Genomic DNA, 23,737 nt, shown 5'->3' with positions numbered 1-23,737 from the left:
TCGGAGTGGGTCAGTTGCTCGCCAGCGCGTCCGCTGCTTCCGGGTCGCAGTCGCGCAGGAACTGGGCGCAGCGGGCCGCCTCGTCGGCCTCGCCGATCTCGTCCGCGGCCCGGGACAGCACGTAGAGGCAGCGGAGGAAGCCCCGGTTGGGCTCGTGCGACCACGGCACCGGGCCGTGCCCCTTCCAACCACTGCGACGCAGCTGGTCGAGGCCCCGGTGGTAGCCGGTGCGCGCGTAGGCGTACGCCGTGACCACCTGATCCTGCGCGAACGCCCGCGCCGCGAGCTCCGCCCAGGCCGCGCTGAAGGTCGGGAAGCCGGCCGCCACGCTGGCGAACGCCTCGTCGGTGCCGGCCTCGTCGGCGGCGGCCAGGGCGGCGTCGGCCTCGTCGTTCGCGGGCAGGCGGGTAGCCGGTGGCTCTGGCAAAAGGTTCTGCATCGCCCCATTCAACCCGCTGGACAGGCCGACACGCGAGCGGGTCGGCCGACACGTTCCGCTGAACGGCTGAGGAGTTGGTCACGCCTGCGGCCTATGCCGCCGCCAGGTGTTTTCCACTACAACTAATGGTCCGGAGCCTCCCCAGGAACCGGTAACGCAGGAGCCCGGTGGCCACGGTCACCGGGCTCCTGTCGTTTCGTCCGGGCCCGAGGTTTGGCCGGCCCCGGCAAAGGGGCAGGATGGCTCGGTGCCGACCCCACCTCCCACCGACGTCATCGAGCCGCACCTGCACGCGGGCGAGATCCAGACCCCGGACGAGTTGCACCGGCAGCTGGCCACCGGCCGACTGACCGGGTTGACCGTGCAGGGCCTGCGGCTCGACCTCGCGCCGGTGCCCGACCTGACCGGGATCGACGTCGCCGGCACCCTCTTCGTGGGCTGCCGCTTCGCGTCCCGGGACGTCGGCGCCGACCTGGTCCGGCGCGGCGCGAACGTGGTTCCGCCGTTCTCGGGGTTGCCGTACCCGACCCAGCCGACGCACCTCTACACCCCGGAGGACCTGGCCGCCGGGTTCGCCGAGGGCGGGTTCGCCGGGATGTACGACACCCGGGTGTACGACCACTACCGAGCGCACGGCGGCGCGCTGCCGGACGTCAGGGAGGCGCTGGGTCAGCGGCTGCACGATCACGGTGTGGACAACGCGCTGGCCGACGCGACCCGAGCGTGGCTGGCCGGACATGGTCCCCAGTCGGTGGTGGGCATCATGGGTGGCCACGCGGTACGGCGCGGCAGTCCCGCGTACCGGATGGCGGCGGTGCTGGGTTGGGAGCTGGCACGGGCCGACCGCCTGGTGGTGACCGGCGGCGGTCCCGGTGTGATGGAGGCGGCGAACCTCGGCGCGTACCTGGCCGACCGGCCGGCGACCGACGTGACGGCGGCGATCGACCTGTTGGCCACCGCGCCCGACTTCACCGACCACCACCGCTACACGGCGACCGCGCTGACGGTCCGGCAGCGGTACGCGGGCGTACCCCGGCAGCGGGGTGACGACCTGGGCTGGGCGCGAGCGGGTGGGCTGGCCATCCCGACCTGGCTGTACGGGCACGAACCGGCGAACCTGTTCGCCGGGCGGATCGCCAAGTACTTCTCGAACGCGATCCGGGAGGACACCATCCTGCGACTCGCCCGGGGAGGCATCGTCTTCGCTCCCGGGCGGGCGGGAACGGTGCAGGAGGTGTTCCAGGCGGCCACCAAGACCTACTACGGCACCGACGGTGCCAGCGGCGCGTACATCTTCCTGGACCGCACCTACTGGACCGCTGAGTTGCCGGTGGAGTCGTTGCTGCGTCCGCTGCTGGCCGCGTCCCCGTTCGGCGACCTGTCGGCGTCGATCCACCTCACCGACGACGTCCACGAAGCCGTCCGTTTGTTGACCGCCTGACGACAACGGCCGGCCCCCACGAGGGGAGCCGGCCGCCGGTGGTACGTCGTTACTTGGTCATCGTGGTGCCGGTCGAGCGCAGGTGCTCGCACGCCTCGACGACCCGGGCAGCCAGGCCAGCCTCGGCGGCCTTGCCCCAGGCGCGCGGGTCGTACTGCTTCTTGTTGCCGACCTCGCCGTCGATCTTCAGCACGCCGTCGTAGTTGCGGAGCATGTGGTCCGCGACGGGCCGGGTGAAGGCGTACTGGGTGTCGGTGTCGATGTTCATCTTCACCACGCCGTAGTCCAGCGCCTCGCGGATCTCGCTCAGCAGGGAGCCCGAGCCGCCGTGGAAGACCAGGCTGAGCGGCTTGTCCTTGCCGTACTTCGCGCCGACCGCCTCCTGGATCTGGTTGAGGATCTCGGGGCGGAGCTTCACGTTGCCCGGCTTGTAGACGCCGTGCACGTTGCCGAAGGTCAGGGCCGCCATGTAACGGCCCTTCTCGCCGAGGCCGAGCGCCTCGACCATGGCCAGGCCGTCCTCGGTGGTGGTGTAGAGCTTGTCGTTGATGGCGTTCTCGACGCCGTCCTCCTCGCCACCGACGACGCCGACCTCGATCTCAAGGACGATCTTGGCCTTGGCGGCCTCGTCGAGGAGCTGGGCGGCGATCTGGAGGTTCTCCGCGACCGGTACGGCCGAGCCGTCCCACATGTGCGACTGGTACAGCGGCTCCTCGCCGCGCTTCACCCGCTCCTGCGAGATGCCCATCAGCGGACGCACGAACTTGTCGAGCTTGTCCTTCGGGCAGTGGTCGGTGTGCAGCGCGATGTTGACCGAGTACTTCTTGGCCACCTCGTGCGCGTACGCGGCGAACGCCACCGCGCCGGTGACCATGTCCTTGATCGACGGGCCGGAGAGGTATTCGGCACCACCGGTGGAGACCTGGATGATGCCGTCGCTCTCCGCGTCGGCGAAGCCCTTGAGCGCCGCGTTCAGCGTCTGGGAGGAGGTCACGTTGATCGCGGGGTACGCGTACCGGCCAGCCTTGGCGCGGTCCAGCATCTCCGCGTAGGCCTCGGGGGAAGCGATGGGCATGTGATGCGCTCCTTACTTACCACTCTCGGCCGTGCTGGCCGCTGTTGTTCATCTGTGCGCCGGACCGCGCTGTCCTCCGCCCGGCAGTATCCCGTAGGTGGCGTGCGCCGGAACAACCGACCCGGGTGTCAGCCGTTCACCGGCGGTCCAGGTTGTCCGGCACGATGACGCTGATCAACCAGGTGACCACTGTCATCACGATGGCTCCCCAGAACGCCGCCCAGAAACCGTCCACCTGGAACGGCAGGTCGAGGCCGCGGGCGATCCGGTCGGTGAGCAGGAACAGCAGGGCGTTGACCACCAGCGCGAACAGACCCAGGGTCAGCAGGTAGAACACGCAGCCGACGACCTTGATCACCGGTTTGAGCACCGCGTTGATGACGCCGAAGATCAGCGCCACCACGATCAGGGTGAGGACGGTGTTGCCGCCCGAGCGACCATGCACGTCCACTCCGGGCACGATCAGAGTGGTTATCCACAGCGCGACCGCAGTGATCGCCAGTCGGATGAGGAAGCCCACGGCACCATCCTGGCACCGGGTCGCGTCGTCGAGGGCTGATTCCGCCTACTCGCTTCCGGGCACGGCGCCGTCTCAGCCCGTACGGTGGGTGGGAACCGTGCCCCGAGACCCCCGGGAGGGACGATGGGTCAGCCCGACGAGGACTTCACGCCCGGCGACAACCTCGCCCCGGACGAGCGTGACCCGGAGGCCGATCCGGCCGACGCGGTCGAGCAGGCCACCGCGGTCGGCCCGCAGGACGTCGACGGCGAACCGCACCGTGGCCTGGAGGTCGACGACTGGGACGCGATGGAGCAGGCCCGGGTGGTCACCGGCGACGAGGACGACTACCGCTGACCCCGTCGCAGGGCCGACTGCCCGTTGCGACAGAGCGCCTGACCCGAGCCGGTCGGTTTCCGCGAACTCCTCGTCCGTCAGCGGGTGCGGTTGACCTGCTCCGGGTGCTGCTCCACCCACCGCGCCAACCGATCCTCGCCCAGCGCGGCGAGGAACGCCGGGCCCTGCTTCGGGTCCAACTGCAGCCGCGAAGCGTTGCCCGCCGGTGGGCCGACCGGGAGGCTGAGCCCCACCGGGTCGACGCTCTTCAGCTTGGGCAGCACCGCCACCAGGCTGGTCAGCGGCAGGCCGTCGTCGTCGACCGTCAGACCCTTGCCGGCGGCCGACAGCAGCGCGGCGAGTCGGACCGGGTTGCTCAGCACGTCCTGCGCGGCCGCTCGCCGGATCAGACCGGCGACGTAGCGCTGGGCGTTTCGGTCCCGGTCGAACGTGCCGTCGGGCAGGTACCGCCGTTGCCGCAGCAGATCCACGGAGGCTGCTCCGTCGAGCTGCTGACACCCGGCCGGAAAGATCCGACGGGTGTGCCAGGACCGGACCTCGTTCGGCAGGCAGACCTCCACCCCGTCGACGGCGTCGGTGATCCGCCGTAGCCCCGCGAAGGTCAGCACCGCGCCGGCGTCGACGCGTACCCCGGTCAGGTCGGTGACCACCCGGCGGGTCAGGTCGTAGCCGGCGTCCAGGTCGGGCCGGGTCTCGTCGGCACCGCTGAAGAACGCGCTGTTGAGCTTGTCGATCCCCCGGCCGGGGATCGACACCTCCAGGTCGCGGGGCAACGAGATGAGGTACGGCCGGCTCCGGTCGGCAGGGATGTGTACCAGCAGGATGGAGTCCGCCAACCGGTACGACGGTTCCTCGCCGAAGCCGTCCACGCCGAGCAGCAGGACATTCAGCGCCTCGGTCGGAACGTCAGCCGGTCGACCCGGCAACAACGAGCCCTCCACCGGCCGATCGGGGCGTAGTTGCGGCACCCCGACTCCGAGCGCGGCGAGCAGGGCGAGCGTGACGCCGGCGGCCTGGAACCGCTGCCGACGGCGACGGCGGGTGGCGGCGAGCCGGTCGATCGCGGCCCGCAGTGGGCCGGTCGACGGGGTCAACGGCTCGTGCCGGGCGAAGGCGGCACGCAGGTCGTCCTCAATCATGTTCACGCCTCCACGTACTCGGCCCGGAGCGTGGCCAGGGCCCGGGAGATGGACGAACGGACGGTCCCGACGGCGCAGCCGAGGATGTCGGCGATCTCGGCGTCGGGCAGGTCTTCGTAGTAGCGCAGCACCAGGGCGGCGCGTTGGCGACGCGGCAGCCGGGACAACCAGGACCAGATCTGGTCGCGGTCGACGGCGGACTGGGTGTGATCGGTGAGCGCCGGCACCGACGCGTCGGACTCCCCGCGCAACAGCACCCGGCGGACCCAGGAGCCACGCCGCCAGTCGACGTACTGGTTGGTGAGCATCCGGCGTACGTAACGCTCGGGCGAGTCCGCCCGGGAAACCCGTCGCCAGTTGAGCTGGACCCGGACCATGGTCTCCTGGACCAGGTCCTGAGCCTGGTGCGGATCGCCGCTGAGCATCACCGCGTACCGCAGTAGCGGGGCCAGCCGCGTGTCCGCGAACTCCTCGTACGTCACTGCACCTCCCGGGGCTCCTGCCTCAGATGACGGGAGCGCACCGACCGAACGTTGCAGTGCCGTTGATCAACCTTTCGGTTCGCCGCCGGACCCGCTTCGTCGCCTGATCCACCCCGCACCACCGGTGCCCCGCCGACCTTGCCGGTCGGCGGGGCACCGTCGTTGGGCCCCACTACGCGGGTGGGTGGTGAGGAGCCGGTCCGGCGCGGCACGAGACCTGGGCTTCGGTACCCTTTGTGGCCGTGGACACAGCTGAGAACATCCGCGCTCTCGGGGAGAGCGTCGCTCTGAACCCGCTCGATCCCAAGGAACTCCTGCAGACCTTCGGGCTGATCGGCGTGTGGGTGATCCTCTTCGCCGAGACCGGCCTGCTGGTGGGCTTCTTCTTCCCTGGCGACTCGCTGCTGTTCCTCGCCGGAGTGGCCTCGTCGCCGGTGGCGGACGCGATCTTCGGCGACGGCACCCGCCTCTCCCTGGCCGGCCTGCTGATCGGCGGGCCCATCTGCGCGATCGTCGGCGCCCAGCTGGGGCACTGGCTCGGTGCCCGGTATGGCCGGCCGATGTTCGAGCGGCCGAACTCCCGGCTCTTCAAGAAGGAGTACGTGGAGAAGGCCGAGTACTACTTCCAGAAGTTCGGCCCGGCGAAGGCCGTGGTGCTGGCGCGCTTCATCCCGATCGTCCGGACGTTCCTCAACCCGGTCGCGGGCGCGCTCGGCATGCCGGCCCGGAAGTTCCTGCTCTGGAACATCGTCGGCGCGATTCTCTGGGTGGACGGCATCCTGCTGATCGGCTACCTGCTGGCGGAGCAGATCTACCAGGCCATCGGCGACAAGATCGACCACTACATCCTGCCGGTGGTGGCCCTGATCATCGTGATCTCGGTGCTGCCGATCTTCTTCGAGTTCCTTCGCGACCGGCGGGCTCGTAAGCGCGGCGAGGCGGTCGCGGTGGTCGCGGCGGCCAGCGCCGCCGGCGCGGTGGAGGCGGCCCGTGAGGCCTTCGACCACGACGGACGCCACCAGCACGACCGCCCGCGCCCGGAGCACGGTCAGGATCGCTGACCCGGCGTACGACGACGGCCGGCCCCCTGGCGAGGGGGTCGGCCGTCGGCATGTCGTACCCGGCCTCCGGTGGTGCGACCGGGGACGAGCAGGTATCACCCACCGGTGACGCCACCCCTGGCTCATCACCGGATGCCGCCCCGACGCAGGACGGCGTGTTGCGCCTACGTCAGCGGGCCTTCTTGGTGGCTCGCTTACGCGGCGGGGTCAGCAGGTCGGCGATCGTCGCGATCGCACTCGGGACCAGGCTGTAGTACGCCCAGACACCGCGCTTCTCCCGCTGCAGCAAACCGGCCTCGGTGAGGATACGCAGGTGATGACTGACCGTCGGCTGAGAGAGGCCGAGCGGCGCGGTCAGGTCACAGACGCACGCCTCGCCCTCGGGGGCCGACTGGATCAGGCTGAGCAGCCGCAACCGAGCAGGATCGGCAAGGGCCTTGAGGACCCCGGCGAGACGCTCGGCATCGGCACGTTCGATCGGCTCGCCGTTAAGCGGCGAGATCTGAGGCATAGTCATTTCGGCCAACGCAGTTCCCACGTATTCCATCCTTCCACCAGCAGCATCGATCCGCCTGCATATCAGCAGATCCGAATCGGCAAACTTTTACGCCACAAGGCCGAGGTCAGCCAACGTATAGGCCGCCCGGTACGGCAATCCGGCGGCTCGCACCGCGTCGCCGGCGCCTCGATCAACAATAACCGCCACGCCCACGACTTCCGCCCCGGCCTCGCGAAGTGCCTCGACAGCGGTCAACACACTTCCCCCCGTCGTGGACGTATCCTCCACCGCCAACACCCGGCGGCCGGCCACCTCCGGTCCTTCGATCCGCCGCTGTAGACCGTGTGCCTTGCCCGCCTTGCGCACCACAAAGGCGTCCAGGGCCCGACCGGTCGGAGCTGCGGCGTGCAGCATCGAGAGCGCGACAGGATCCGCGCCCAGAGTGAGGCCGCCGACGGCGTCGTACTCCCAGTCGGCGGTGAGGTCCAGCAACACCCGACCGACCAGAGGAGCGGCCCGGTGATGGAGCGTGACGCGCCGCAGATCCACGTACCAGTCTGCCTCACGCCCCGAGGAGAGCACGACCCGTCCGTGGACCACAGCCAGGTCGGTAATGAATTTACGCAGGTCGTCGTGGTCCCCCATGGCGATAGAGGTTACTGCTCAAGTCTGAACGCCGTGTGTGGGGTCCACCCTGACCAACCCGGTGGGGGACCGATGGTTGGCGATGTTCGACTACGCTCAGCTACTGGGCTGACAGCGGCGCGCCAACGGCGACTCGGCCACCGATGGGGTGTGGTGGGCCTGTCGAGGGTCAGCGCTCGTCGCGACCGATGCGACCGCGAGTGTCCTTCGCGACAGCATGGAGCAACCTGCGCGGCGCATGCCGCATGCCGGCGACGACCATCTTGTACTTCCACGCCGGGACGCTGACCATCTTGCCTTTGCGCAGGTCACGCAGGGCTTCGTCGACCACATCCTCGGCCCGCAGCCACAGCCATTCCGGCGTCTTGGACATGTTGATGCCGGCCCGTTGGTGGAATTCCGTGCGGGTGTAGCCGGGGCAGAGAGCCATCACCCGGACACCGAATGGTCGTGCCGAAAGGCCTACCGACTCGCTGAAGTTGGTGACCCACGCCTTGCTGGCCGAGTATGTCGAGCCGGGCATCGCCGCGCCGAACCCGGCGACCGAAGAGACATTTATCACTGCCCCATCCCGCCGTTCGGTCATCGGCCGCAGCGCCGCCAGCGTCAACCGCATGACCGCGTGCACGTTGAGCCGCAACAGGCGGGCCTCGTCCTCCGCCGTGGAGCGCAGGAACGGCTTGTTCAGGCTGATGCCGGCGTTGTTGACGAGAAGGTGCACCGGGCTACCCTCGGCTATCCGCCGCTCCACCACGGCGCAGCCGTCGTCGGTGGACAGATCCGCCGGGATCGTCTCCACGACACGACCGTGGGTCGAGCCCAGCTCGTCGGCCAACTCGGTCAGCCGGGCCGCGTCACGCGCGACCAGGACCAGATGCCAGCCGTCGGCAGCGAGCCTCCGGGTGAACGCCGCGCCGATGCCCGCAGTGGCCCCGGTGATCAGAGCCCGGCGCTCGGCAGTCGTGGGATCGAGCGGCACGGCGGGTTCCTCACCTGGGCGGGTACGGGGGCGCGGGTGGCGCCGACGGGGACTGGTGCGGGGCGGGCGTGAACGCGGGTGGTGCGGACGGCATGGTCGGCGCGGTCGAGCTGGGGCGACCGAACCAGGCGTTGGCCGCCGGCAGGGCCAGCAGCGTAGCTACTACAAGGTAACCGAGCCCCTGCGCGACGGAAAGCCCGGCGTTCAACGGGATCCACCACGACGGGTACGCGTCGCCGATCAGCCCCAGCAACTCGGCGACAGCCTGCTCACCGGAGCCCAGTTGCAGAGGCGCGGCTCGTTCACCGATCAGCACCGCCACGCTGCAACAGCCCGCGAGAAGGCCGAGCCCGCCGACCACCCAGGTGGCCACCCGCGCGCCGTTGCGACCCGCCAACAGCCCGAGGGCCAGGCCGGCGAGCACCGGGGCGGAGAGCGCGGCCACCACCGCCGACAGCACGACGGACGCCCGGAGCAGGGTCACCACGTCGGCGATCTGCTCCGGACTGGCCGAGGTGTCCCGGGCCGCAGAGCGGAACGCGTCGACCGTTCCGCCCAGCACCACCAGGTCGACCACGGCGTACGCGAGCGCGGCGACCGCCATCACCAGCAGCGCGCCCGAGGCAGTCAGGACGACGGCGGGCCGGCGGGCCGGTGCCGATTCCGGGTACGACACGACGAATCCCTCCGGTAGGTGTCGGGTTGCAACCTACTCGGAGGGATCGTCGGCGTCGTGCTTATCCCTCGGTCAACTCGTCGACGGCGGAGTCGACCCGGGACGGTCCGCAGGCGGCGTGTCGTCCGGCCGGTTGGTGGCCGGCGGCGGGTAGCTCGGCTCGCCGCTCGACGGGTAGCCGGGCTCACCCGTCGACTGCGGGTAACCGGGCTGCCCCGAGGCCTGCGGCTGCCCCGGGTAGCTGGCGCCCGGGGTGGGCGGCTCCCAGGCTGCGGTGGGCTTGCGGAAGAACTCGTTCGACTTCGGCAACGCGAGCAGGATCAACGCCGCGAGCAGTGCCAGGAGTCCCACAATATTCACCGCGGTGTTGGCCGGGCCATACCAGGAGGGCAGGGCGTCGGACATGCTGCGTTGAATCTCTTCGCCGCTCGGCGCGTTGGCGCCGCCGCCCGAAGCACCCGGGGAAGCTCCGGCCGCACCACTGATGGCCGAGCCACCGACACAACAGACCAGGATGCCGCCAACCACCCAAGTGGTGATCCGGGTTCCGTTGCGTCCACGGTTGTTGAACATCGCCAGCACAACCAGAACGAGCGCGAGCACCAGGAGCACTGCGACGGAGGCAACCGCGAAGGCGACGGCGACCGTTCCAATGGTTTCGACATCTTCCGTGCCCTCGTACGCATCCTGGAAGCCCTGCCGGATGCTGCCACTCACGCTGATGACCATGATCAGGCTGAGCAGTTGAGTGAACGCGAACAGCAGCACCAGATACGTCGAGATCGTCACGACGCCTGGGCGCACCGGAGTCGGCTTGCTGAGAGGATTGGCCATGGCTCTCCTTATGTGATCAGGATGACACCGTATCGACACCGCCCTACGAGCGACAGTTCAGGGACAGAGAGCCAGGCCGGGATGCGGGTGCAATCCGCAGCGCGGGGCCACTGTGGGCAGAGCGTCGCACCGTCGCCTGGCGCGTCCGCTCGTGAGGGGTTTTCGTCGCCGCCAACGGGGGACCTTCGGGCGAAAGGCCAGTCAACTTCGACGGTTGCCTGCGCCAAAGGACAGTTCGCAAATATTTGATACGCCTTTGAACTGCAAAAACGTGAGCGGACACGGTGATCGGGGTTGCCAGCCAAGCCAGAGCATGGTCCCATAGACGGGCGTTGACGCCCAGCAATTGGTTGTCGACGTGGCTTCGTGGGCCCGCGGGGGGTTTGCAAGCTGTCTTGGGCAGCCGACCTGTCTAAGACAGGGAATGTCAGACGCTCAGAAGGAGCAAGGATGCAAAAGTTTGTTCGCGCTGCGGCTTTGTCCGGCGCGCTCGCTGTCGGCTCGCTCGCCTTGGCCGCACCGGCGCAGGCTGCCCCGACCGTTTCACCAGCTCCCGTGTCCAGCGTCGCAGGGGATTTCCAGGCTATGGGCTGGCCGGCGTGGGGCGTCTACCCCAATCTCGCCGCCTGCATCGCCGAAGGCGTGCGCCTCACGAACAACGGAACGCTCAGCAACTTCGGGTGCGTTTCCAATTTCTTCGGCGCCACCAGCCTGCCGCACACCCTCATTGGGCTGTTGGCTTAATTTTTAATTAGCTGCACTGCGGCCGGGTCGGCTCAGTTTCGAATGGTCGACTCGGCTGCGGCGCAGCAATTGCAATTGCAATTGCACGATGATCGAACCTCCGCCCAGTCCGCCCACCATTTAATTCGCTTGGGTGTCGCCGCCGGTGTGAATTACCAGATCGGCGGGGTCGAGCAGGTCGCCGCGGGCCACCCGCCAACCCTCCTCGCCGTACGCCTCGAAGGAGAGTCGCGCGGCACCACCCGACTGGTAGTCGTGGTAGCGCATCGTTCCGGCCGACGGCAGCCCGGTCTCCCCGATGGCGGTGTAGCGCGCCTGCCCGGTCTCGGTCCAGGTGTAGCGCCGCCGGCCGAGTTCGATGGTCGGGGCGCCCGGGGTGACTGTCGCGCCCGGCTCAGCCGTCCAGAGCACCAACTCCACCTCAGGCCCGTCCTCCACGGACAGCCGGTGGCGGGTGCCGGAGTCGTCGTCGAGCAGGTGCTGCACCCAACTCCAGTCCCCCTCGACGAGGCGGATGGTGCCGCTCACCGCGTACTCCCGGTCGCGGATGCGGACGCGGTCGTGCAGCGCCAGGCGGAGCGGGCCGGCGGGCGGCGGCGCTACCGACCGGCCGTCGGTCCGGCTCGTCGCCCGCCGGCGGGCCCGCACGAGGATCGCGACCACCGCGAGTACGGCAACTGCCGCCACCAGGTACGTCGTCACCGCGTCCACCCGACCACCTCCCCAGGTACGTCGGCGCAGACGGTAACAACCTTCGGCACCCGGAAGGCCCGTGCTGTGGCCGACAGCTCAGCCGAGGCGTGCCAAAGTCTTCGGGCGAGCCGAAGCGGAGTCCGGGCGGCGTTGGCGGGCGGCCGTCGTCTGAGCCTGCGGCAGGCCGGCCAGGGACGCCGCCACCTCGCTAACGGGGACCGTCGGGTTCGTCCTCCGGTGGCATCGGCGACGGTCCGGTCGGCCCTGGCATCGTGCCGGGCGCGCCCGGTGTCAGGTGCGCGGCCGGGTCGGGGCAGATCAGGTAGCCGGGTGGGAGCGGCTGGCCCGGCGGCAGGAAGCCCGGTACGAGCGGAACTGGCGGATACCCGTAGCCGGTCGTGGCGTAGCTGGGACCGGGCATCAACCAGGCCGGGCCGGGCGGCGTCTCCTTCGCGGCACCGGGCACGAACCAACGGTGCGCCGGCGGCAGCGCCAGCAGCAGGACCACGGCCCCGGACAGTGTCAGAACGGTGAGCACGCCCAGCCCCGCCGCAGGAAAGAACAGGTCGTCCCAGGGATCGGTGCCGGCGTAGAGCGTGTCGAAGAACGGCGAGGTCTCCCACTCCTCCCACTCCGGTGGCGGTTCCGCCCCGAACTCCGGCGTGGTCAGCAGGGGCACGAGGAACCCTGCGGAGCAGCACTGCGCGAAGCAGACCACCAGCTGCGCGCCGCTGGCGACGAAGACCAGGATCCGCGCGACGTTGGCGCCCCGCCGGACCGGGACGGCGGTGACCGCCAGCCAGACCGCGAGCAACACCGCCGGTACGCCGAGGATCAGCGTCATCGCGACGTTGCCCTGCCGCTCGCCAGCCACCTCGTCCGGGTCGGCGTCCGGCACCAGTCGCACCGCGCGGTCGATCTGGCCGTCGAAGTGCACCGCCTCGACCACCGCCAGCGCGGCCAGGCCGAGCAGCGCCAGCACCACGGCGAGTTGCAGCCAGAAGGCGACGGTCACGATGACCGGGCGAGGCGGACGCGGCGCGGTGGCGGGCGGGCTCATGGCTCGCAACGTACGGCGCGGCGACGGCGACCGGCAGGACCGATCGGGCAGCACCGATCGGCGAATGGATCACGCTGCGGCGAGTCGCTGGGTGGCGTAGTTGCCAAGGGTTTCGCGGTCCATCACGCAGCCGACGAAGGTGGTGAACTCGCTCGGGTCGTCCCGCAGCGACGTCCAGGCCGCTCGTGCCGCCGCCGGGTCGATCCGCTCCAGCAGCGTCGCCGCGTACGCCCGGCCGGCGGGTGTGCCGTCGGCGAGCACCCGGTCGAGCTGTCGGCGTACCTCCGCGGGGTGCTCGTCGAGGGTGGCCGCAACCCGGTGGTACGCCTCGGTCACCGGCAACAACGTCCCGGCGATGCCCACCCCACCGAAGGCGAGCGTGTCCGCCGTGACCAAGGCGTCAACGGCCGACTCCAGTTCCCGCTCCCACTTCTTGCCGATACCAAACATGCCCCCACCTTTTCCCCGCCCACCCGCGCTCCACCCTGTTGATCAAGAGGTTTGCGTCATGAGAAGACAACTCCCTGACGCAAACCTCTTGATCACCGTGTTCAGGCGGGGCTTACCTCGAGGGTGTTCGGGTTGGTTCCACGGTCTACCCGCACGGTGTCGCCGTCGCGGATCTGGCCCGCCAGGAGGGACTTCGCCAACTGGTCTCCGATCGCGGTCTGGACCAGACGACGCAGCGGGCGAGCACCGTAGATGGGGTCGTAGCCGTGCTCGGCGAGCCAGTCGCGGGCGGCGTCGGTGATCTCCAGGCCCAGCCTGCGGTCGGCCAACCGCCGCCGCATCCGGTCCAACTGGATGTCGACGATGGAGCGCAGATCGTCACCCCGCAACGAGGCGAAGACCACGATGTCGTCCAGCCGGTTGAGGAACTCCGGCTTGAAGTGCGACCGGACCACGGCCAGGACGCCCTCCCGGCGCTGCTCCTCGGCCAGCGTCAGGTCACCGATCACCGATGACCCGAGGTTGGACGTGAGGATCAGGATCGCGTTGCGGAAGTCCACCGTGCGGCCCTGGCCGTCGGTGAGCCGACCGTCGTCCAGCACCTGGAGCAGCACGTCGAAGACGTCCGGGTGGGCCTTCTCCACCTCGTCCAGCAGCACCACCGAGTACGGCCGACGGCGCACCGCCTCGGTGAGCTGGCCACCCTCGTTGTAGCCGACGTAACCGGGCGGGGCACCCACCAGGCGGGCGACCGAGTGCTTCTCGCCGTACTCGCTCATGTCGATGCGGACCATCGCCCGCTCGTCGTCGAAGAGGAACTCGGCGAGGGCCTTGGCGAGTTCCGTCTTGCCGACACCGGTGGGGCCGAGGAAGAGGAAGCTGCCGGTCGGGCGATCCGGGTCGGCGATTCCGGCGCGGGCGCGACGTACCGCGTCGGAGACCGCGCCGACCGCCTCAGTCTGGCCGACCACCCTGCCGCCCAGCGACTCCTCCATCCGGAGCAGCTTGGCTGTCTCGCCTTCGAGCAGGCGACCGGCCGGGATGCCGGTCCAGGAGGCGACCACCGCGGCGATGTCGTCCGCGCCGACCTCCTCCTTGAGCATCGCGCCGTCGGCCTGGAGCTGGGCCAGCTCCTCCTCCGCCTGGGTCAGCTCGACCTTCAGGGCGGGGATCCGGCCGTAGCGCAGCTCAGCGGCGCGTTCCAGCTCGCCGTCGCGTTCGGCCCGCTCGGCCTCGCCGCCGAGGCGCTCCAACTCCTCCTTCGCGGTGGAGAGTTTGGTGATGTGGCTCTTCTCCGTCTGCCACCGCTCGGAGAGCACGGTGAGCTGCTCCCGCTTGTCGGCCAGTTCCTTACGCAACCGTTCCAGCCGCTCGGCGGAGGCGGCGTCCGGCTCCTTGGCCAGCGCCATCTCCTCGATCTCCAGCCGGCGGACCGCGCGCTCGATCTCGTCGACCTCGACCGGTCGGGAGTCGATCTCCATGCGCAGCCGGGACGCGGACTCGTCGACCAGGTCGATCGCCTTGTCCGGCAGGAACCGGTCGGTGATGTAGCGGTCGGAGAGCGTGGCGGCGGCGACCAGCGCGGCGTCGGTGATCCGTACGCCGTGGTGCACCTCGTAGCGCTCCTTGAGCCCGCGCAGAATCCCGATGGTGTCCTCGATCGTCGGCTCGCCGACCAGCACCGGCTGGAAGCGGCGCTCCAGAGCCGGGTCCTTCTCGATGTGCTCGCGGTACTCGTCCAGCGTGGTGGCGCCCACCATCCGCAGCTCACCACGGGCCAGCATCGGCTTGAGCATGTTGCCGGCGTCCATCGAGCCCTCGCCCTTGCCGGCACCGACGACTGTGTGCAGCTCGTCGAGGAACGTGATGACCTGCCCGTTGGAGTTCTTGATCTCCTCCAGGACGGACTTCAGTCGCTCTTCGAACTGGCCCCGGTACTGCGCGCCGGCGACCATCGCGCCAAGGTCCAGCGAGATCAACTTCTTGTCGCGCAGGGACTCGGGCACGTCACCGGTGACGATCCGCTGGGCCAGGCCCTCGACGATCGCGGTCTTGCCCACGCCAGGCTCGCCGATCAGCACCGGGTTGTTCTTGGTGCGCCGGGAGAGCACCTGGATGACCCGGCGGATCTCGGAGTCCCGGCCGATGACCGGGTCGATCTTGCCGTCCCGGGCGCTGGCGGTGAGGTCGACGCCGTACTTGGTCAGGGCCTGATAGGTCTGCTCGGGATCTGCGGTGGTGACCCGGCGGTCGCCACCGCGAACGGTCGGGAAGGCCGCGACCAGGGCCTCCTCGGTGGCACCGGCGGTCTTCAGCGCGCCGGTCACCGCGCCGCCCACCCGGGCCAGACCGGCGAGCAGGTGCTCGGTGGACGTGTACTCGTCGCCCAACGGGCGGGCGATCTGCTCGGCGGCGCCGATGGCGTTGACGAACTCCCGGGCCAGTGTCGGCTCGGCGATGCTGGAGCCCCGGGCGGCCGGAAGGGCGTCGACGGCGCGCTGGGCGGCCCGGCGCAGCTCGGTCGGGTCGGCCCCGACGGCGCGCAGCAGACCGGTGGCGGTCGAGCCGTCCGTGTCCAGGAGGGACAGCAGCAGGTGCCAGGGCTCCACGGTGGCGTGACCACGCTGGTTGGCCAGCGCGACAGCGCCCGTGATGGTTTCGCGGCTCTTGGTGGTGAGTCTTTCGGTGTTCATGGGCTCCCCCGGATCGGCGTTGTCCACTGGGTTGGACACAACCAGAGTTGAGCGTATTCCGCTCAACCTTAGCGTTGTGACGCCCGTCACTCCCGACGCCGCCACCGCCAGTCGAACTCGCCCGCAGCGGGCGCCGGACCGGGTAGCGGGTCCGTGGCCGGCCCGGCCGACAGGCCCGCCAGCAGCACCGCGAGTTGGCGGCGGCGCAGTTCCCCGGTCCGCCGCGAATCGGGTACGCGCACCGCAGCGCACGCCTCCAGCAGCAACCCCAGATCCTGTACGACCACGTCCGGGCGCAGCCGACCACTGGCGCGAGCCCGTTCGAACAGGACGGTGGCCAACTCGCCGGCGCGCATCGCGTCCCGGCCCATCTCCTCGGTGGGAGTGAAGGTGCCGGCCAGGTGGACGGTGAGCGAGTGCACGTCGGCGTCGACCACCCCGGCCAGGAAGGTGCTGAACGCCGTCCAGTCGTCCGGCTCGGCGAGCGCCGCCTCGGCCTCGGCGATGTATCGGCGCAACCCGTCGTGGCAGAGCCGGCGCAGCAGGTCCTCCTTGCTCGCATACCTCCGGTAGAGGGCGCTGATCCCGACCCCCGCGCGTTCGGCGACGGCGGCGATCGGCGCCTTCGGGTCGTCCAGGAAGACCGCGCGGGCGGCTTCGAGGATCACCTCGTCGTTGCGGGCGGCCTGGGCGCGGCGGCCACCCAGCGTCTTTTCGGAAGAGGTCGGCATGACGTCAGACTACCAGTGGAACGGATCGTTCCGGTCTGCTACTGTGATTGCAGAACGAAACATTCCGTTCCGAAGGAGTTCCAAGATGACCGGCACCGCGATCCGCCCGTTCCGCGTCGAGATCCCGCAGACCGCACTCGACGATCTGGCCGCCCGCCTGGACCGCACGATCTGGCCCGCCGACCTGCCCGGAGCCGGCGACACCTACGGGATGAGCGACGACCGCGTCCGCGCCCTGGCCGACCGGTGGCGCAACGGCTTCGACTGGCGTGCGGTCGAGGCCCGCCTGAACGCCTACCCGCAGTTCGTCACCGAGATCGACGGCGAGCAGATCCACTTCCTGCACGTCCGGTCGTCCCGGCCGGACGCCACCGCGCTGGTGCTCACCCACGGTTGGCCCGGCTCGGTGCTGGAATTCCTCGACGTGATCACGCCGCTCGCCGAGCCGACCGACCCGGACTCGCCGGCCTTCCACGTGGTCGTCCCGTCACTGCCCGGCTTCGGCTTCTCCGGCCCGACCCGCAGCGCCGGCTGGAACCGCTTCCGCACCGCCCGCGCCTGGGCCGAGCTGATGAACCGCCTGGGGTACGACAGCTACGGCGCGGTCGGCAACGACGCCGGCTCGATGGTCGCGCCGGAGCTGGGCCGGATCGATCCGGAACGGGTGCTCGGCGTCCACGTCACCCAACTCTTCTCGTTCCCCTCCGGCGACCCGGCCGAGTTCGCCGAGCTGACCGAGGCGGACCAGGCGGCGCTGGGGCACCTCCAGTGGTTCTACGAGAACAAGTTCTCCTTCAACCAGGTGCACAGCCAGCAGCCGCAGACCCTGGCGTTCGGCCTGGCGGACTCGCCGGTCGGGCTGCTCGCCTGGAACGCCCAACTCTTCGACGAGAGCCTGGACGCCGACTTCGTCCTCGGCAACGTGGCGCTCTACTGGTTCACCGGCACGGCCGCGTCGGCGATCCGGTTCTACTGGGAGGACGCCCACGCCGACCAGCAGCCCGCCGAGCCGACCACCGTGCCGACCGCGCTGGCCATGTTCCCCGGCGACTTCCAGTCCATCCGCCGCTTCGCCGAACGGGACCACGCGAACATCGTCCGGTGGACGGCGTACGAGAGCGACGTCGAGGGCCGCGGCGACGTTGGCGGCCACTACGCCGCCCACCAGGCCACCGAGGTCCTGGTCGGCGACATCCGCGAGTTCTTCGCCAGCCTCCGCTGACGGTGGAGACCCCGGTGCCCGCCCCGCTGGTTCGGGGCGGGCACGGCCGCATCCCGGGCGCCCGACCTTCCGGAAGCAGGCTCACGGCTCGGCTTCGCCGGCCGGTTCGTGATCGACACGACATCGCCGATATCGGGGTGTCCCACCGACTCGAAACCCCCACATCGGCAATGTCGAGTGGATCAAGGGCCGGGGGCGCTGTCCTTCCAAGATCTGCGCTTTGTTTACGAAGCGGTAGCCTTGCAGGGTGCGAGTACGTGTCGAGCAGACCGCCTTACCCGGGATCGGGGTACGCCACGATCTGGTGACGGAGTCCGGACGCCGCCTGGGCGTCGTCTCCCACCGCAATGGCCGCCGTGATCTCGTCCTCTACGATCGCGACGACCCCGATGCCTGCCAGGCGGACATTCCGCTGACCGACGACGAGGCTGAGGCTCTGGCCGACATCCTCGGCGCGTCGCTGATGCTCGGACAGCTCTCCGGGCTCCGCGAGCAGGCGGCCGGGCTGCTCACCGAGCAGATCGCCATCACGGCCGGGTCCCCGTACGTCAACCGCAAGCTCGGCGACACCAAGGCGCGTACCCGCACCAGCGCCTCCATCGTGGCGGTGCTGCGCGAAGGCGAAGTGATCGTCTCGCCACTCCCCTCCTTCCGCTTCGCAGCCGGCGACGTGGTGGTCGTCGTCGGGACCCGCCGGGGTCTCGACGGCGTGTCCGCCATCCTCGCCGACAGTGACCCGGACGGCTGAGGCGGATGCACGATTTCAAAACGCTGCTCGTCGAAGTCGGCGCGCTGCTGCTGCTGCTCGGGCTCCTCGGCCGGCTCAGCCGGCGTTTCGGCATCTCTCCCATCCCCCTCTACCTGCTCGCCGGGCTCGCGTTCGGGCACGGCGGCCTACTGCCGCTCGATGCCAGTGAGGAGTTCTTCGCGGTCGGCGCCGAGATCGGCGTCATCCTGCTGCTGGTGATGCTCGGCCTGGAATATTCGGCCAACGAACTGGTCGGCAACCTCCGCTCGGCGGCCCCGGCAGGGCTGATCGACGGCGTGTTCAACGCGCTGCCCGGCGCGGCCTTCGCGCTGCTGCTCGGCTGGGACTGGGTCGCCGCCCTGGTGCTCGGCGGCATCACCTGGGTCTCCTCCTCCGGCGTGATCGCCAAGGTCCTCGCCGACCTGGGACGGCTCGGCAACCGGGAAACCCCGGTGATCCTCTCGGTGCTGGTGATCGAGGACCTGGCGATGGCGCTCTACCTGCCGCTGGTCACCGCCGTGCTGCTAGGCAGCGGCCTGCTCGGCGGTGGCATCGCGCTCACCATCGCGGTGGGTACGGTGCTGATCGTGCTCGTGGTCGCCATCCGGTACGGCCACCTGATCTCCTCCGCGCTGTCGGCGAAGGACCCGGAGGCGCTACTGCTCGGCGTACTCGGTCTGACGGTGCTGGTCGCGGGCATCGCGGCGAAGCTCCAGGTGTCGGCGGCGGTTGGCGCGTTCCTGGTCGGTATCGCGCTCTCCGGTCCGGTGGCGCACCACGCGACCGAGTTGCTCTCGCCGCTGCGGGACCTGTTCGCCGCTGTGTTCTTCGTCTTCTTCGGCCTGGTCACCGACCCCCGGGACATCCCGCCGGTGCTGCTGCCGGCGCTCGCCCTGGCCGTGGTCACCATGGCGACGAAGACGCTCACCGGCTACCTCGCGGCCCGCCGGGTCGGTATCGCGGAACCCGGTCGATGGCGGGCCGGCCTGGCACTCGTACCCCGAGGTGAGTTCTCCATCGTCATCGCCGGTCTGGCGGTGGCCGCCGGGAGCGTCGAGCCTCGGTTGGCGGCGCTGGCCGCGACGTACGTCCTGATCACCGTGGTGACCGGACCGATCCTGGCCCGGCTGCCGGACTTCCCGTGGTTCAAGCGGTGGCTGCGAAACCGCGCGGCGGCCCAGCGGCGGGAGCCGACCCCGGTCGTCGACTCACTGCACTGAGCTCCACCTGAACGCCGCGGCGGCGTGGGTCGCACCCTCCCGGAGGTAGAAGCGATGCGCCTCGGTTCGGGCGAGGCCGGACTCCAGGAAGGCGTAGTTGGCACCCCGTTCGTGCGCCCACGCCCTGGCCGCCGCCAGGAGGCTGGAACCGACACCCCGGGAGCGCCAACCGGGGTGCACGGCGAGGTCCTCGATCGAAGCCCGACGGCCGAAGCGCACCGAGAGGATGTCCACGTAGACGCTGGCCACGCCGACCAACTGGCCTTCGTCCGATCGCGCCTCGAAGAGTGCGACGTCTTCGTGGGTGAGCAGTTGCGCGGTCCGCTCGACGGCGCGGTCGCGGTCCCAATCCACGGGACGGCTACCAGGAGGGGCGAAAAGCCACTCCAGCCCCATGACGAACTCGGCCTCGGCGCCTCGCTGGAACCGTCGAACCTGGATTGTCATAGCAGCATCATCGGCCGCGCTGTCGATGCAATAGGCCCGCCCGTGCCAACGGTTGCGGAATTGCTCCCCACGGGTACTACCGCAGCACCCGACGGCGGGTTACCGTTTCGCCCCAGCAGCCAGGGTCCGCAGGCAGCGTTGCCAGACGCGGGCGAGAGCGGAAGGTTGGCCGGTGAGCGTGCAGGAATCGACGTTCCACGGCTTCGCCAACCCCGTCGATCCGACTCCGGCGGAGTTGCGAGCCTGGGCGTACAAGCCCGATTCGGTGCCGTTGGCCTCGATGCCACCCGACTGGGACCTGCTGGTCTCCGGTGATCGGCTGGTGTTGACGCTCTTCGAATTAGCGATGGATCCAACCTGCCCGGCCCGGCGTTTCGCGCTGCACTGCCTCTACATCTACGCGGCCGACGGCATCCGGACGAACTTCCGCGCCCACCCCAAGCGCCGCTTCCGCAAGCTCGTCGAACAGGCCGAGCGGGACGGCGACGAGCTGATGAAGATCTGGGCGCACAACGGCCGGGTGCTGTTGGCTCGACCGGATCTCTTCGTCTACCGGGACTGGTGCGAGGGCGGCCTGGTCCGCGAAAACCGCCGCCTCGGCTGAGGTTAGGCCGCGTCCCGGCCCGCACTGAATACGGCGAACAGGCCGCACCGAACACGGCGAACAGGCCGGGACCCCCGCCACGGCATCCCCGCGTCCCGGCCCGCACCGAACACGGCGAACGGGCCGGGACCCCCCGTGGGTCCCGGCCCGTTCGTGGTCACCGGTCAGTCCTGCTTCTGGCCCGTTTCAGGTCGGCCCCGGTCGCCCGGTTCGGCGAACCTGCCCCCGGTGACCCGGTCCCGGTAGGTCCCCTTGGTCACCTTGTCGAACTTTTCGCGGACGGTCTCGGCCAGGTCTTCCAACCGGTCCTCCGTCTGCTGGGCCACGTTCTTCGCCGGCTCCGCCATCGCTCCCCCTCGCCATGCCGGTAGGTCCGGATTAATCCGATTGGACCCTTATCGACAGGCTAACCGAAGCGGCCCGGACCGCGCCGGGAAATCCGGTACGGCCCGGGCCGAGGAACAGATCCGGGTGAGCGGCGGGTCAGCGACCGGGCGTGCGGCGGGGTCGCCAGACCACCAGCGCGGTGGACGTGCGGTTGGTGGGCACCAGATCCCGGCCCGGGAAGCGGGCCAGCGACTCCAGCTCGGCAACCCGGCGGTACGCGGCGTCGAGCTCCGCCTCCAGTCGGGCCACCCGCTGCTGCGCCTGCTCCAACAGTCGCTCCAGCCCGATGATGCGCTTGACGCCGGCCAGGTTGATCCCGTCGTCCTGGCTGAGCCGCTGCACCTCGCGCAGCAGCACCACGTCACGGACGCTGTACCGGCGACCCCCGCCAGCGGCCCGGCCGGGCTGCACCAGCCCGAGTCGGTCGTACTGGCGCAGGGTTTGTGGGTGCATCCCCGCCATCCGAGCCGCAACCGAGATCATCAGCACCTTGGCCTCGTAGGCAGGGTCACCCGAACCGAGGAACTCGCCCGACATCCCGCTCACCTCCGCGTCCATTCCATCGGACTAACTGACCCGACGCACCCGAGCGTCGAGATGTTCCCGGGCCGCTGGCGGGCTCTGCTCGGCGAACGCCTCCAACGCTGCGCGCGCCTCGTCCGACAGCCGAGCCGGAACCACCACGTCCAACGTGACCAGCAGGTCACCGGCCTGGCCGTCGCGGCGGACCACACCCTTGCCCCGCGCCCGGAGCACCCGCCCGCTCGGCGTACCCGGCGGTACCCGCAGGGTCACCGCGCCGTCGAGCGTGGGCACCCGCAGGTCCGTGCCGAGCACGGCCTCCGCGAAGGTGACCGGCACGCTCAGCGTCAGGTCGTCACCGGTACGCCCGAACAGCTCGTCCGGTCGAACCTTGACGTGCACGAAGAGGTCGCCGGCCGGGCCGCCGCGCTCGCCCGGCTCACCGCGCCCGGCCAACCGGATGCGCTGACCGTCGGCCACCCCCGCCGGGAACCGCACGTTCATGGTGCGGGTCTTGGTGACCCCGCCGCTGCCGTGGCACTCCGGGCACTTCTCCTCGACCACGGTGCCGACGCCCTGGCAGTTGCGGCACGGCTCGGAGAAGCTGAACGCCCCCTGGTCACGGGTGGTCACCCCGGCGCCGTGGCAGACCGGGCAGGTACGCGGCTGCGTGCCCGGTTTCGCCCCGTTGCCGTGGCAGGTTTCGCAGACTCCCGGTGCGCGCAGCGTCAGGGGCAGCGTCACGCCACGTACGGCGTCACCGAAGTCGAGCGCCACCTCGGTCTCCACGTCCCGGCCACGGGCCGGACCGCGCGGTGCGGCCTGACCACCGCCCTGACCACCGGTGAAGATCGAGCTGAACAGGTCCTGGAAGCCGGCGCCTCCGAAACGACGGTCGCCGCCAGCACCGCCGAACATGTCGGAGACGTCGAACGGCATACCGCCCGGCTGGCCCCCGCCCCGTGCGTTGCGGCGGAAGGCTCCCGAGCCGAACAGCGAGCGCATCTCGTCGTACTCACGACGACGACCCGTGTCGGACAGCACGTTGTACGCCTCGGACGCGGCCTTGAACCGCTCCTCGGCCTTGGCGTCACCGGGGTTGTGGTCCGGGTGCGACTCGCGGGCCAGCTTGCGGTACGCCTTCTTGATGTCATCGGCGGAGGCGGCCTTGTCCACGCCGAGCACGGCGTAGAAGTCCTTCTCGATCCAGTCCTTGGAACTCACCGGTCCACCTCCTCTCGACCCTCGTGGCCCGGCCGTCCCGCCCCCCGTTGGGTGGTGGGCGGGACGGCCCGGTCACTGTCTCGCACTATTCCGGATCCGCGACCGCGACCAGCGCGGGGCGCAGCAGCCGCTCACCGAGCTGGTAGCCGCGCCGCATGACCTGCACGCAGGTCGGCTCGGTGACGTCGGCCGAGGTCTGGTGCGCGACCGCCTCGTGCCGGGTCGGGTCGAACGGGTCGCCCTGCTCGCCGAAGGCGTTCAGGCCGAACTTGCCCAGCGCGGTGGTGAGCTGTTCCGCCACCGTCCCGAACGGCCCGACCAGGTCGCCGTGTTCCCGAGCGCGGTCCAGGTCGTCCAGGATCGGCAACAGCGCGGCCAACACCGAACCGGTCGCCTGCTCCTGCACCAGGCTGCGGTCCCGGTCGACCCGCTTGCGGTAGTTGGCGTACTCCGCCGACACCCGCTGCAGATCCCTGGTGCGCTCGTCCAGCTCGGCCCGGAGCGCCTCCAGCTCGGCGCCGAGCGAGGTGCCCGTGCCGCCGCCGTCCACCGGCTGCGCCGGGGCGTCGACCACCGCCGGGCCGGATGGTTCCGGACCGTCGGTGGCGTTGACCTCGACCTCGATCTCGTCGACCACCACCTCGGCGTCCTCGACCAGGCCCTCGGCCGGTACGCCGGTCTCGGCGTCGGCGGCGGTGCCCTCAGGCTCCGACGTGTCGACGAGCTTGCGGTTGTTGCGGATGACGACCCGCTCCCCGTCGCCGGTGGTCGGCTCCGTGGGCGCGGAGCCACCCGGCGTCGACCCGGTCTCGCCCGGGTCGGCGGCTCGTGGCTTCTGCGTCATGCGGCTACCTCATCCCCTTCGC

Annotated in this window: 28 protein-coding genes; 8 read left to right on the top strand and 20 right to left on the bottom strand. The window is 70.1% G+C overall.

Going from position 1 to position 23,737, the window contains the following annotated elements; genetic code table 11:
* Nucleotides 1–10: 10 nt before the first annotated feature.
* The gene (locus ABGB10_RS29305; RefSeq protein ID WP_347664224.1) at nucleotides 11–439 is read right to left on the bottom strand and encodes a DUF3151 domain-containing protein; all 429 of its coding nucleotides are present in this window, start codon (nucleotides 437–439) and stop codon (nucleotides 11–13) included.
* 247 nt (nucleotides 440–686) lie between these two features.
* Between ABGB10_RS29305 and ABGB10_RS29300 the strand changes: the two genes are divergently transcribed.
* Entirely contained in the window at nucleotides 687–1,880 is a 1,194-nt protein-coding gene (locus ABGB10_RS29300; RefSeq protein ID WP_347664223.1) for a hypothetical protein, read from the top strand.
* A 49-nt stretch (nucleotides 1,881–1,929) separates the two neighbouring features.
* On the opposite strand, the gene fbaA is transcribed toward ABGB10_RS29300, so the two are convergent.
* Nucleotides 1,930–2,955: a class II fructose-bisphosphate aldolase gene (fbaA, locus tag ABGB10_RS29295; protein WP_124771129.1), complete on the bottom strand. Its 1,026-nt coding sequence runs from the start codon at nucleotides 2,953–2,955 to the stop codon at nucleotides 1,930–1,932.
* 136 nt (nucleotides 2,956–3,091) lie between these two features.
* Nucleotides 3,092–3,475, bottom strand: a complete 384-nt coding sequence (locus ABGB10_RS29290) for a phage holin family protein (RefSeq protein ID WP_269681659.1) — start codon at nucleotides 3,473–3,475, stop codon at nucleotides 3,092–3,094.
* Between the two features lie 123 nt (nucleotides 3,476–3,598).
* On the opposite strand from ABGB10_RS29290, the gene ABGB10_RS29285 reads away from it, so the two are divergent.
* Nucleotides 3,599–3,811: a hypothetical protein gene (locus ABGB10_RS29285; protein ID WP_347664222.1), complete on the top strand. Its 213-nt coding sequence runs from the start codon at nucleotides 3,599–3,601 to the stop codon at nucleotides 3,809–3,811.
* 77 nt (nucleotides 3,812–3,888) lie between these two features.
* Here ABGB10_RS29285 and ABGB10_RS29280 read toward each other — a convergent pair whose 3' ends face one another.
* Together ABGB10_RS29280 and ABGB10_RS29275 are read right to left on the bottom strand one after the other, a co-directional pair.
* Nucleotides 3,889–4,950, bottom strand: coding sequence for an LCP family protein (locus ABGB10_RS29280; protein WP_347664221.1), 1,062 nt, complete (start codon nucleotides 4,948–4,950; stop codon nucleotides 3,889–3,891).
* 2 nt (nucleotides 4,951–4,952) lie between these two features.
* The gene (locus tag ABGB10_RS29275) at nucleotides 4,953–5,432 is read right to left on the bottom strand and encodes a SigE family RNA polymerase sigma factor (RefSeq protein ID WP_347664220.1); all 480 of its coding nucleotides are present in this window, start codon (nucleotides 5,430–5,432) and stop codon (nucleotides 4,953–4,955) included.
* A 236-nt stretch (nucleotides 5,433–5,668) separates the two neighbouring features.
* Here ABGB10_RS29275 and ABGB10_RS29270 point away from each other — a divergent pair, with 236 nt between their 5' ends.
* Complete coding sequence (locus ABGB10_RS29270; RefSeq protein ID WP_347664219.1) at nucleotides 5,669–6,493, top strand: DedA family protein; 825 nt, start codon at nucleotides 5,669–5,671, stop codon at nucleotides 6,491–6,493.
* Nucleotides 6,494–6,662: 169 nt separating this feature from the next.
* Here ABGB10_RS29270 and ABGB10_RS29265 read toward each other — a convergent pair whose 3' ends face one another.
* The 5 genes from ABGB10_RS29265 to ABGB10_RS29245 all read right to left on the bottom strand — a co-directional run bounded on the left by ABGB10_RS29265 (nucleotide 6,663) and on the right by ABGB10_RS29245 (nucleotide 10,126).
* Nucleotides 6,663–7,040, bottom strand: a complete 378-nt coding sequence (locus ABGB10_RS29265) for a metalloregulator ArsR/SmtB family transcription factor (protein ID WP_030332125.1) — start codon at nucleotides 7,038–7,040, stop codon at nucleotides 6,663–6,665.
* 57 nt (nucleotides 7,041–7,097) lie between these two features.
* Nucleotides 7,098–7,637, bottom strand: a complete 540-nt coding sequence (gene pyrE, locus ABGB10_RS29260) for an orotate phosphoribosyltransferase (protein ID WP_238643249.1) — start codon at nucleotides 7,635–7,637, stop codon at nucleotides 7,098–7,100.
* Nucleotides 7,638–7,806: 169 nt separating this feature from the next.
* Nucleotides 7,807–8,616, bottom strand: a complete 810-nt coding sequence (locus tag ABGB10_RS29255; RefSeq protein WP_347664218.1) for an SDR family oxidoreductase — start codon at nucleotides 8,614–8,616, stop codon at nucleotides 7,807–7,809.
* 10 nt (nucleotides 8,617–8,626) lie between these two features.
* The gene (locus ABGB10_RS29250) at nucleotides 8,627–9,292 is read right to left on the bottom strand and encodes a hypothetical protein (protein WP_347664217.1); all 666 of its coding nucleotides are present in this window, start codon (nucleotides 9,290–9,292) and stop codon (nucleotides 8,627–8,629) included.
* 72 nt (nucleotides 9,293–9,364) lie between these two features.
* Complete coding sequence (locus ABGB10_RS29245) at nucleotides 9,365–10,126, bottom strand: hypothetical protein (protein WP_347664216.1); 762 nt, start codon at nucleotides 10,124–10,126, stop codon at nucleotides 9,365–9,367.
* Between the two features lie 450 nt (nucleotides 10,127–10,576).
* Here ABGB10_RS29245 and ABGB10_RS29240 point away from each other — a divergent pair, with 450 nt between their 5' ends.
* Nucleotides 10,577–10,870, top strand: coding sequence for a hypothetical protein (locus tag ABGB10_RS29240; RefSeq protein WP_347664215.1), 294 nt, complete (start codon nucleotides 10,577–10,579; stop codon nucleotides 10,868–10,870).
* A 120-nt stretch (nucleotides 10,871–10,990) separates the two neighbouring features.
* Here the strand turns inward: ABGB10_RS29240 and ABGB10_RS29235 are convergent, their stop codons facing one another.
* The 5 genes from ABGB10_RS29235 to ABGB10_RS29215 all read right to left on the bottom strand — a co-directional run bounded on the left by ABGB10_RS29235 (nucleotide 10,991) and on the right by ABGB10_RS29215 (nucleotide 16,497).
* Entirely contained in the window at nucleotides 10,991–11,581 is a 591-nt protein-coding gene (locus ABGB10_RS29235; protein WP_347664214.1) for a DUF4178 domain-containing protein, read from the bottom strand.
* 190 nt (nucleotides 11,582–11,771) lie between these two features.
* A complete protein-coding gene (locus tag ABGB10_RS29230; RefSeq protein WP_347664213.1) occupies nucleotides 11,772–12,623 on the bottom strand; it encodes a hypothetical protein in 852 nt (283 codons plus the stop codon).
* Nucleotides 12,624–12,692: 69 nt separating this feature from the next.
* Entirely contained in the window at nucleotides 12,693–13,073 is a 381-nt protein-coding gene (locus ABGB10_RS29225; RefSeq protein WP_347664212.1) for a hypothetical protein, read from the bottom strand.
* Nucleotides 13,074–13,174: 101 nt separating this feature from the next.
* Nucleotides 13,175–15,766 carry an ATP-dependent chaperone ClpB gene (gene clpB, locus ABGB10_RS29220; RefSeq protein ID WP_347664211.1) on the bottom strand — a complete coding sequence of 864 codons (2,592 nt, stop codon included), beginning with the start codon at nucleotides 15,764–15,766 and terminating at the stop codon, nucleotides 13,175–13,177.
* Between the two features lie 86 nt (nucleotides 15,767–15,852).
* Nucleotides 15,853–16,497 (bottom strand): helix-turn-helix domain-containing protein, encoded by a 645-nt coding sequence (locus ABGB10_RS29215; protein WP_347664210.1) that lies wholly within the window; start codon nucleotides 16,495–16,497, stop codon nucleotides 15,853–15,855.
* Between the two features lie 85 nt (nucleotides 16,498–16,582).
* On the opposite strand from ABGB10_RS29215, the gene ABGB10_RS29210 reads away from it, so the two are divergent.
* The 3 genes from ABGB10_RS29210 (at nucleotide 16,583) to ABGB10_RS29200 (ending at nucleotide 19,687) form a co-directional block, all read left to right on the top strand.
* Nucleotides 16,583–17,719, top strand: coding sequence for an epoxide hydrolase (locus ABGB10_RS29210; RefSeq protein WP_347664209.1), 1,137 nt, complete (start codon nucleotides 16,583–16,585; stop codon nucleotides 17,717–17,719).
* Nucleotides 17,720–17,966: 247 nt separating this feature from the next.
* Nucleotides 17,967–18,467: a cation:proton antiporter regulatory subunit gene (locus ABGB10_RS29205; protein WP_347664208.1), complete on the top strand. Its 501-nt coding sequence runs from the start codon at nucleotides 17,967–17,969 to the stop codon at nucleotides 18,465–18,467.
* Nucleotides 18,468–18,472: 5 nt separating this feature from the next.
* The gene (locus ABGB10_RS29200; protein ID WP_347664207.1) at nucleotides 18,473–19,687 is read left to right on the top strand and encodes a cation:proton antiporter; all 1,215 of its coding nucleotides are present in this window, start codon (nucleotides 18,473–18,475) and stop codon (nucleotides 19,685–19,687) included.
* Here ABGB10_RS29200 and ABGB10_RS29195 read toward each other — a convergent pair.
* A complete protein-coding gene (locus ABGB10_RS29195; RefSeq protein WP_347664206.1) occupies nucleotides 19,676–20,134 on the bottom strand; it encodes a GNAT family N-acetyltransferase in 459 nt (152 codons plus the stop codon). The genes ABGB10_RS29200 and ABGB10_RS29195 overlap by 12 nt on opposite strands.
* Before the next feature lie 172 nt (nucleotides 20,135–20,306).
* On the opposite strand from ABGB10_RS29195, the gene ABGB10_RS29190 reads away from it, so the two are divergent.
* Entirely contained in the window at nucleotides 20,307–20,738 is a 432-nt protein-coding gene (locus ABGB10_RS29190; protein WP_030332093.1) for a hypothetical protein, read from the top strand.
* 164 nt (nucleotides 20,739–20,902) lie between these two features.
* On the opposite strand, the gene ABGB10_RS29185 is transcribed toward ABGB10_RS29190, so the two are convergent.
* The 4 genes from ABGB10_RS29185 to grpE all read right to left on the bottom strand — a co-directional run bounded on the left by ABGB10_RS29185 (nucleotide 20,903) and on the right by grpE (nucleotide 23,715).
* Nucleotides 20,903–21,085, bottom strand: coding sequence for a hypothetical protein (locus ABGB10_RS29185; protein WP_347664205.1), 183 nt, complete (start codon nucleotides 21,083–21,085; stop codon nucleotides 20,903–20,905).
* A gap of 136 nt (nucleotides 21,086–21,221) precedes the next feature.
* Nucleotides 21,222–21,662: a helix-turn-helix transcriptional regulator gene (locus ABGB10_RS29180; RefSeq protein WP_347664204.1), complete on the bottom strand. Its 441-nt coding sequence runs from the start codon at nucleotides 21,660–21,662 to the stop codon at nucleotides 21,222–21,224.
* Nucleotides 21,663–21,692: 30 nt separating this feature from the next.
* Entirely contained in the window at nucleotides 21,693–22,871 is a 1,179-nt protein-coding gene (gene dnaJ / locus ABGB10_RS29175; RefSeq protein ID WP_347664203.1) for a molecular chaperone DnaJ, read from the bottom strand.
* A gap of 85 nt (nucleotides 22,872–22,956) precedes the next feature.
* Nucleotides 22,957–23,715, bottom strand: a complete 759-nt coding sequence (gene grpE, locus ABGB10_RS29170; protein WP_347664202.1) for a nucleotide exchange factor GrpE — start codon at nucleotides 23,713–23,715, stop codon at nucleotides 22,957–22,959.
* Nucleotides 23,716–23,737 lie beyond the last annotated feature (22 nt).

It is taken from the genome of Micromonospora sp. B9E7, assembly GCF_039871815.1.
GTDB lineage: Bacteria > Actinomycetota > Actinomycetes > Mycobacteriales > Micromonosporaceae > Micromonospora.
Note: the sequence above shows the minus strand (reverse complement) of the source record. Positions and strands in the feature narration are given on the sequence as shown.